The organism is Streptococcus mitis, from assembly GCF_001074635.1.
Lineage (GTDB): Bacteria > Bacillota > Bacilli > Lactobacillales > Streptococcaceae > Streptococcus > Streptococcus mitis_E.
Window position 1 is genome coordinate 1 of sequence record NZ_JUQO01000101.1, and the last position, 8,015, is coordinate 8,015.

Consider the following 8,015-nt stretch of genomic DNA (forward strand, 5'->3'; position numbering starts at 1 on the left):
GTACAGCCTGCGGCTAGCTTCCTAGTTTGCTCTTTGATTTTCATTGAGTATAAGTTCATTTTCATACGAGCTGGACTAGTGCTTATTCTAAGGCACTAGCTCCTGCTACGATTTCTGTAATTTCTTGTGTAATCGCCGCCTGTCTGGCACGGTTATACTGAATTGTCAAATCATTGATGACTTTCTTAGCATTATCTGTCGCTGTTTGCATGGCTGTCATACCAGCAGCATTCTCAGCTGTCTTGGCATCGATAATAGCCCCGTAAATCATACTTTCTGCAAACTGAGGCAACAACTGCTCCAAAATTTCTTCACGACTGGTTTCCAATTCAAAGGTCAAGCTATATTCTTCATCCGCTTCATTGGGATCCAAGTCAACAATCGGAAGCATTTGTTCCACACGCATTTGACTGGTTAGCGTGTTGACATGGTGGTTGTAGCAGACATAGAGCTCATCAAAAAGTTCATTTTGGTACATTTCAACAGTTTTTGAAATAATCTTACGAACTTGATCAAAGCTAGGTTGGTCTGCCAAGCCACGTAATTCATAAAGTGGTTGAATACCACGAGCCTTAAAGAAATCAGCTCCCATTCCACCAATACAGATCATTTCAAAACCTGTACCGTCTGGGTGGTATTCTTCTTTCAACTCCATAACGGCTTTCAGAATAGAGGAATTATAACCTCCAACCAAACCGCGGTCTGAAGTGATGACGATATAGCCTGTCTTCTTCACAGGACGGCTAATCAACATGGGATTAGTTGAACCACCAGCTCCATTACCATGAAGAATATCTGTCAAAAGTTTGCGAACCTTCTGAGCATAAACTTGGAAGTTGCGAGCTGCTTCTTCAGAGCGACCTAGCTTAGCAGCCGATACCATTTGCATGGCATTAGTGATTTGACTCGTATTTTTTGTTGAGGCGATTTTTGTTTTAATATCATTTAGAGATACTGCCATCTGACACCTCTATTCTTATTGGAAGCTGGTTTGATTGAGAAACTCTGTAATCGCAGCATCCAAGACTGCTTCTTCTGGCAAGTCTTTTGTATCACGAATGGTTTCCAAAATCTCTGGATGTTGAGCGTCAAAGAAGGCATGGAACTCTTCCTCGAAACGAACAATATCATCTACTGGAACAGTATCCAAGAAACCATGTGTCAAAGCATAAAGAATGGTTACTTGTTTCTCAACAGGTAATGGTTTGTGAACAGGTTGTTTCAAGACCTCAACGGTACGACGTCCACGGTTCAACTTAGCCTGTGTTGCTGCGTCCAAGTCAGAACCAAACTTAGTGAAGGCTTCCAACTCACGGTATGACGCAAGGTCGATACGAAGTGTACCAGCAACCTTTTTCATGGCTTTGATTTGTGCAGAACCACCTACACGTGATACAGATGAACCCGCATCGATGGCTGGACGAATACCTGCATTGAAGAGACCATCGCCAAGGAAGATTTGTCCGTCAGTGATAGAAATCACGTTGGTTGCGATATAGGCAGAGATATCTCCTGCTTGTGTCTCGATAAATGGTAGGGCTGTAATTGATCCACCACCAAGTTCATCAGAAACTTTAGCTGAGCGCTCAAGCAAACGGCTGTGAAGATAGAAAACATCCCCTGGGAAGGCTTCACGACCTGGAGGACGACGAAGCAAGAGAGACAGTTCACGATAAGCTACCGCTTGTTTTGAAAGATCATCATAAACAATCAAAACATGTTTCCCTTGGTACATAAATTCTTCTGCCATGGCAACCCCAGCATAAGGAGCTAGGAAGAGCAATGGAGATGGTTGTGAAGCAGAAGCAGTCACAACGATTGTGTAGTCCAAGGCACCGTACTGACGTAGTGTTTCTACTTGCGTACGAACTGTTGATTCTTTTTGTCCAATCGCTACGTAGATACAGATCATATCTTGACCTTTTTGGTTCAAGATTGTATCAATCGCAATGGTTGTTTTCCCTGTCTGACGGTCACCGATAATCAACTCACGTTGACCACGACCAATCGGTACAAGGGCGTCAATAGCTTTCAAACCAGTTTGCAGTGGTTCTGATACAGACTTACGTTGCATAACACCAGGAGCTGGTGCTTCTACTGGACGAGTTTTATCAGTGTGGATTTCTCCAAGACCGTCAACTGGACGACCAAGCGGATCCACAACACGACCAATCAGACTTTCACCTACTGGGACTTCCATGATTTTACCTGTACGGCGGATTGTATCGCCTTCACGGATATCTGTAAAGTCACCTAGGATGATTATACCAACGTCTGTTGACTCCAAGTTTTGAGCCATACCATAAGAGCCGTTTTCAAAAATCAACAACTCTCCACTCATGGCATTTTCAAGGCCATGAGCACGCGCGATACCATCCCCGATATAGGTTACAACACCTGTTTCAGTCACATCAAAATTGGGTTTGAAATTTTCAATTTGTTGCTTAATTAAAGCGCTGATTTCTTGTGCGTTAATTGCCAAAAGAACACCACTTTCTATTTCAAATTTTCTTTAACAACTTTAAGTTGTTGTTTAATACTCACATCAATTGTCTTGTGATTGGCAAAAATGACAAAACCACCAATGAGACTTTCATCGATTTCTTCTTTTACACTCCTTACTTTAAGAGACATTTTTTTCTCAATCAAAGGGAGCAAGCGACTCTTCTGTTCATCAGTTAGAGGATGAGCAGATGTAATCGTCACTTCAAATCGATTTGTTTCTTTTTCAAGTCGGTTCAAGCAATCTACAAGCACATCATAAAAAAGATTTGCTCTGTGGTTGTAGGCCAGAACCTGGATCAAGTTTTGCAATAAAGGTGACACAGAGTCTTGGAAGAAAGCAATCGTTTTTTCCTTGTCAGACTCGTCTACTGCCACTTTTTTTAAAAAAGAAGGTAAACCTGTTTCTTCAGCAACTTGCTTGATTTGAGTCAAGTCTGAAAAGATACGGTCTTCTTCTCCTTTTTCAAGTACCAATTGGACAAAAGGCATGCTGTATTTTTCAATTACCTTTACTGTTTTCTTGTCCATTAAGCTTCTCCTAGCTGATCGATATACTGATCAATGAGTTCTTTATGGGCATGACCGTCAAGGTTTTGTGAGATGATTTTACCAGCTAAGCTGATTGTCAAATCTGCTACCTCACCCTTAACGCTTTGTAAAGCTTCAGCTTTGTTTTGAGCAATTTCTTGGTTTGCTTTTTCTTTTAAGCGTCCTGCTTCTAGTTTAGCATCTGCTAAAATACTAGCCTTACTTTTCTCAGCTGTTTCTTTCGCATTCTCAATGATTGTCTTAGCTTCTTTACGGCTACCAGCCAATTCATCTTCGCGTTTTTGAGCCAATACTTCTGCTTTTTGACGTGCTTCTTCAGCTCTGTCAATATCTGAAGCAATTTTTTCAGCTCTTTCTTCGAAAATGCCTGTAATATTAGACCATGCAAATTTTTTAATCAAGACTAGCAAAAGGATAAAAGAGCCAGCGATTAAAATAAAATTACCAATTAATTCACCTACTGTTACGTGCATCAGTTACTCCTTTCTACTCTTCATCATTAATTTTATTTCCTAGGTACATAGAGGATAATAGTGTAAAGACATAGGCTTGTACACAAGAAATGAACACGGAAAATGCAGTCCAAACTAAGTTTGTTCCAAATGCGATTGGATACCAAAAAATAGCCTGATGTGAAAGTAAAAGAAGCAAGCTTGTCATTACTTCACCTGCAAAGATATTCCCAAAAATCCGCAAAGCAAGAGAAAGGAAATTCGTGACTTCTTCCAGTAGATTCATCGGTGTCATAAATGCAGGAGTTACAAAACCTTTTAGGTATTGTTTAATCCCACGACGACGAATCCCCTCAATGTGCGCCATCACAATAATACAGAAAGACAAGACAAGGTCAAATGAAAGATTTGCAGTTGGCGATGTCCAAAGGTTTGTCCCATCTGTTGTTTGAAGTTTAGCCATCAAACCAAGATTATTGGCGATAACCATAAAAAGAAATAAACATAAGTAAAAGAGTGAGTAATCTTTCATGTAGTGGGAACCAAGGTTAGGTTCTGTAAATCCAATTACAAAATCATAGAGATACTCTAGTACATTTTGTTTACCTTTGGGTTTCAAGGTCATATTACGACTTGCCCAATAGATAAATGCAAAAATCAGAAACACAGACAGCAAAGTCAAGGCTGTCAAAGTTAAATCAAAGGTAACAGGACCAATATTGATGGTTGGATTGATACTTTCTTCCATCTAACATTCTCCCTTCTCCAATTTATATTTCGTTATTTAATAATAAATGAGAAGACAAGAGTTACGAAGAAAGTTCCTTCAATAAAGGCAACCCCTAAAAACATCAAGCTACGAAACTCAGCGATAATATCTGGTTGGCGAGCTACTGATTTCAACAAACCATTCATCAATAACCCTTCACCAAGAGATACACCCATACAGGCAAGACATAGACCGAAAAATGTTAAATTCATGACGAATTCTCCTTTTAATTAAAATTTACTTACTTAGTTTAGTCCTAAAAATTGGATTTGTCAACTTTTTACTAACATTGAAAGCGTTTAATGAAAATTATTTACAATTTTACTATTTTTAAGCCTATTATATAGAAAACTTTGTAAAAAAATTGTAATAAATCCGACCATTATCTAGACATTTCTGAAAAATATTGAAAAAATCCGAGATGTAATCTCGGATGAAAATTAATATATTTTCTTTAACCTAATGCTCTTTAGTAAGTAGGATTAAAGGGAAAGCAACTAGAAAGCTTTCGTCTCCTACATGTTTATTAAGCACGCACTGTGACGCTGGTTCCATCTTCCTTATAAAGATTGATAAGACCTTCTTTGAGAGCTCGAACCATATCTCCAGCTTGAACAGGTTGTGGAACCTTGATAGTCAAGAGTTCCATTGGATTAGGTGCACGGTCAATTTTATTGCCTTTGGCATCATGTAAATCTTCGATATAAGTTTCAAAATGACGGAAACCTGGGCCATAAAACTCAACTTGGTCCCCTTCATTAATGACGTTCCGTTGGCGAATGGTTGCTGTTTGTGTCGCATCATCATAAGAAACCACTTCAGCGACAAACTTGTATTCAGGAATTTTACGACGAGCACCAAATAACTGTTCATTTTCAGATGGTGTACCATAGTAGAAGCCTGTTGCCAATTCACGTTGGGCAACCTTCCACATCTCATCAATCAAGTCTTGCTTGATAGCTTCAAACTTCTCTGGACTCTCTAGATAAGCATCAACAGCAGCCTTGTAGCAGTTTGTTACTGTGGATACGTAGTGAATAGACTTCATGCGTCCTTCGATTTTTAGACTGTCCACACCATTTTCAATCATATCCGGGATATGGTCAATCATAGACATATCAACGGCTGACATTGAAAATTCTTCTGGAATTTCACCTTTCAAACTCTTACGTTCTTTCCCAAAAGGCATATCATAAAGATCATACTTCCAACGGCAAGACTGAGAGCAACCACCACGGTTGGCATCACGCATACTCATGTGGTTTGAAAGAGTACAACGACCAGAGTAAGAAATACACATGGCTCCGTGAACAAAGGCTTCAATCTCAACATCTGTACGTTTGCGGATTTCAGCTAATTCTTCCATCGAAACCTCACGCGCCAAAACGACACGAGTCAAGCCCAGTTCTTTCCAGAACTCAAGGGTTTCATAGTTAGTAGCACTTGCTTGGGTAGAGAGGTGGATTTCAAGACCTGGTGCTTCTGTTGCTGCAATCATAATCAAGGCTGGGTCAGATACGATAACTGCTGCAATCCCGATATCACGCAGTTTACGGAACCACTCACCAGCACCAGCTTCATTTCCTTCGTGCATAACCATATTGGCAGCTACATAGACCTTAGCTCCATACTTGGCCGCAAACTGGACACCTTCTTCCATTTGTTCAAAGGTAAAGTTTCCTGCACGGCTACGAAGACCATAGGCCTGACCACCGATAAAGACAGCATCTGCCCCATATTGAACAGCTACCTTTAGCTTCTCTAAAGTCCCTGCAGGTGATAAAACCTCAGGACGTTTTAATATTTTTGTCATGTTTTCTCCTATTTGCAATATAAAAGTTTGACGTTTTTCCTTCTCATTTTATAGTAAATAAGCGATAAAATCAAGCCTAGACAGATTGTTTTGACAATTCTAATCTTTTAAGGCTTGCAAACTAACTGTTAATTTGTCGAAAATTCACCCAGTTTTAACAAGTAGTCAAAAATACAGATAAAGTAAAAAACCAGTATCCAAAGATACTGGCTCGTTAAACTACATAAATTAGTCCTTAGATGACTACTCCCACTCTACTGTTGCAGGTGGTTTACTTGTAATATCGTAGACGATGCGGTTAACATGATCCACTTCATTTACGATACGTACTGAGATTTTTTGAAGAACTTCCCATGGAATTTTGGCAAAATCAGCAGTCATACCATCGATAGAGGTGATAGCACGGATTGCAATCGTGTAGTCATATGTCCGACCATCACCCATAACACCAACTGAACGAACTCCTGTATTAACAGTGAAGTATTGCCAAATATCGCGGTCAAGGCCAGCTTTGGCAATTTCCTCACGAAGAATAGCGTCTGACTCACGAACAGTTTCTAGTTTCTCCTCAGTAATTTCACCCATAACACGGATTGCAAGACCTGGTCCTGGGAATGGTTGGCGCCATACGATATGGTCTGGCATACCAAGTTCTGTACCGAGAGCACGAACTTCATCTTTATAGAGAGTGTTGAGTGGTTCAATCAATTCAAACTGCATGTCCTCTGGAAGACCACCCACGTTGTGGTGTGACTTGATAGTTTGAGCTGTATCCGTACCAGACTCGATAACGTCTGTATATAAGGTACCTTGAGCAAGGAATTTAACATCTTTGAGCTTGCTTGCTTCGTCATCAAAGACATAGACAAACTCGTTACCGATGATTTTACGTTTTTGTTCTGGGTCAGAAACGCCAGCAAGTTTATCAAGGAAACGTTTAGCAGCGTCTGCTTTGACGATATTCAAACCAAACTTACCACCAAGCATGTCCATAACTTGGTCCGCTTCTCCTTTACGAAGAAGACCGTGATCCACGAAGATACAGATCAATTGATCGCCAATCGCTTTTTGGAGAAGAACTCCAACAACTGAAGAGTCAACACCACCTGATAAACCAAGAAGGACACGTTTATCACCGACAGTCTCACGGATTTTTTGTATCTGCATGTCGATGAAGTTATCCATTGTCCAGTCGCCTTTAGCATTACAGATGTTAAGGGCAAAGTTACGAAGGATATCATTCCCGTATACAGAATGACGAACTTCTGGGTGGAATTGGATACCGTAAATGTGTTTATCTGGGTTTTCAATGGCTGCATAAGGGCAGTCAGCTGATGTTCCAGTACGAACAAAGTCAGAAGGAATCTCAGTAACCGCATCACCATGGCTCATCAAAACAGTCTGCTCGTCTGGTGTTGATTCAAAAAGAGCTGATGGTGTGTGAGTAAGAGTTGATTGACCGTATTCACGATTTCCAGCATCACCTGCAGGGACAACTTTTCCTCCAAGTTTATGGGTCAATAACTGCATACCGTAACAAATTCCCAAAATAGGAATTCCAAGTTCGAAGATTTCTGGGTCAATATCAAATGAACCATCTTCGTATACAGAGTTTGGACCACCTGAAAGGATGATTCCTACAGGATTGATTTCACGAACTTCAGCAGCTGAAATTTTATGGCTTTTTAGTTCTGAAAAAACACCAATCTCACGGATACGGCGTGAAATCAGCTGGTTGTACTGACTTCCATAGTCCAATACGATGATTTTTTCTACATCTTGCAAATCAGTTGAAATGTTGCTCATCTTTTTCCTTTCTCAAAAGAAATATCTTTTTTCAATATTCTATCACAAATAAGGGCGAATTACCAACTAATACTCAATGAAAATCAAAGAGCAAACTAGGAAGCTAGCCGCAGGCTGCTCA

Annotated in this window: 8 protein-coding genes; all 8 read right to left on the reverse strand. The window is 40.1% G+C overall.

What is annotated here, in order from left to right; translation table 11 throughout:
• Positions 1-82 precede the first annotated feature (82 nt).
• On the reverse strand, positions 83-961 hold the full coding sequence (locus tag ADI58_RS04165) for a F0F1 ATP synthase subunit gamma (protein ID WP_000301223.1): 879 nt from the start codon (positions 959-961) through the stop codon (positions 83-85).
• 15 nt (positions 962-976) lie between these two features.
• A complete protein-coding gene (gene atpA / locus ADI58_RS04170; RefSeq protein WP_000996629.1) occupies positions 977-2,482 on the reverse strand; it encodes a F0F1 ATP synthase subunit alpha in 1,506 nt (501 codons plus the stop codon).
• A 14-nt stretch (positions 2,483-2,496) separates the two neighbouring features.
• Positions 2,497-3,033 carry a F0F1 ATP synthase subunit delta gene (locus ADI58_RS04175; RefSeq protein ID WP_023942965.1) on the reverse strand — a complete coding sequence of 179 codons (537 nt, stop codon included), beginning with the start codon at positions 3,031-3,033 and terminating at the stop codon, positions 2,497-2,499.
• Positions 3,033-3,527, reverse strand: a complete 495-nt coding sequence (atpF, locus tag ADI58_RS04180; RefSeq protein WP_000558549.1) for a F0F1 ATP synthase subunit B — start codon at positions 3,525-3,527, stop codon at positions 3,033-3,035. Before atpF ends, ADI58_RS04175 begins: the two co-directional genes overlap by 1 nt.
• 13 nt (positions 3,528-3,540) lie before the next feature.
• Positions 3,541-4,254: a F0F1 ATP synthase subunit A gene (gene atpB, locus ADI58_RS04185; RefSeq protein ID WP_000392863.1), complete on the reverse strand. Its 714-nt coding sequence runs from the start codon at positions 4,252-4,254 to the stop codon at positions 3,541-3,543.
• 32 nt (positions 4,255-4,286) lie between these two features.
• Positions 4,287-4,487, reverse strand: a complete 201-nt coding sequence (locus tag ADI58_RS04190; protein ID WP_001054557.1) for a F0F1 ATP synthase subunit C — start codon at positions 4,485-4,487, stop codon at positions 4,287-4,289.
• A 314-nt stretch (positions 4,488-4,801) separates the two neighbouring features.
• Entirely contained in the window at positions 4,802-6,088 is a 1,287-nt protein-coding gene (locus ADI58_RS04195) for a peptidase U32 family protein (RefSeq protein WP_049521576.1), read from the reverse strand.
• Positions 6,089-6,331: 243 nt separating this feature from the next.
• The gene (guaA, locus tag ADI58_RS04200; RefSeq protein ID WP_049521577.1) at positions 6,332-7,894 is read right to left on the reverse strand and encodes a glutamine-hydrolyzing GMP synthase; all 1,563 of its coding nucleotides are present in this window, start codon (positions 7,892-7,894) and stop codon (positions 6,332-6,334) included.
• Between the last annotated feature and the right edge of the window lie 121 nt (positions 7,895-8,015).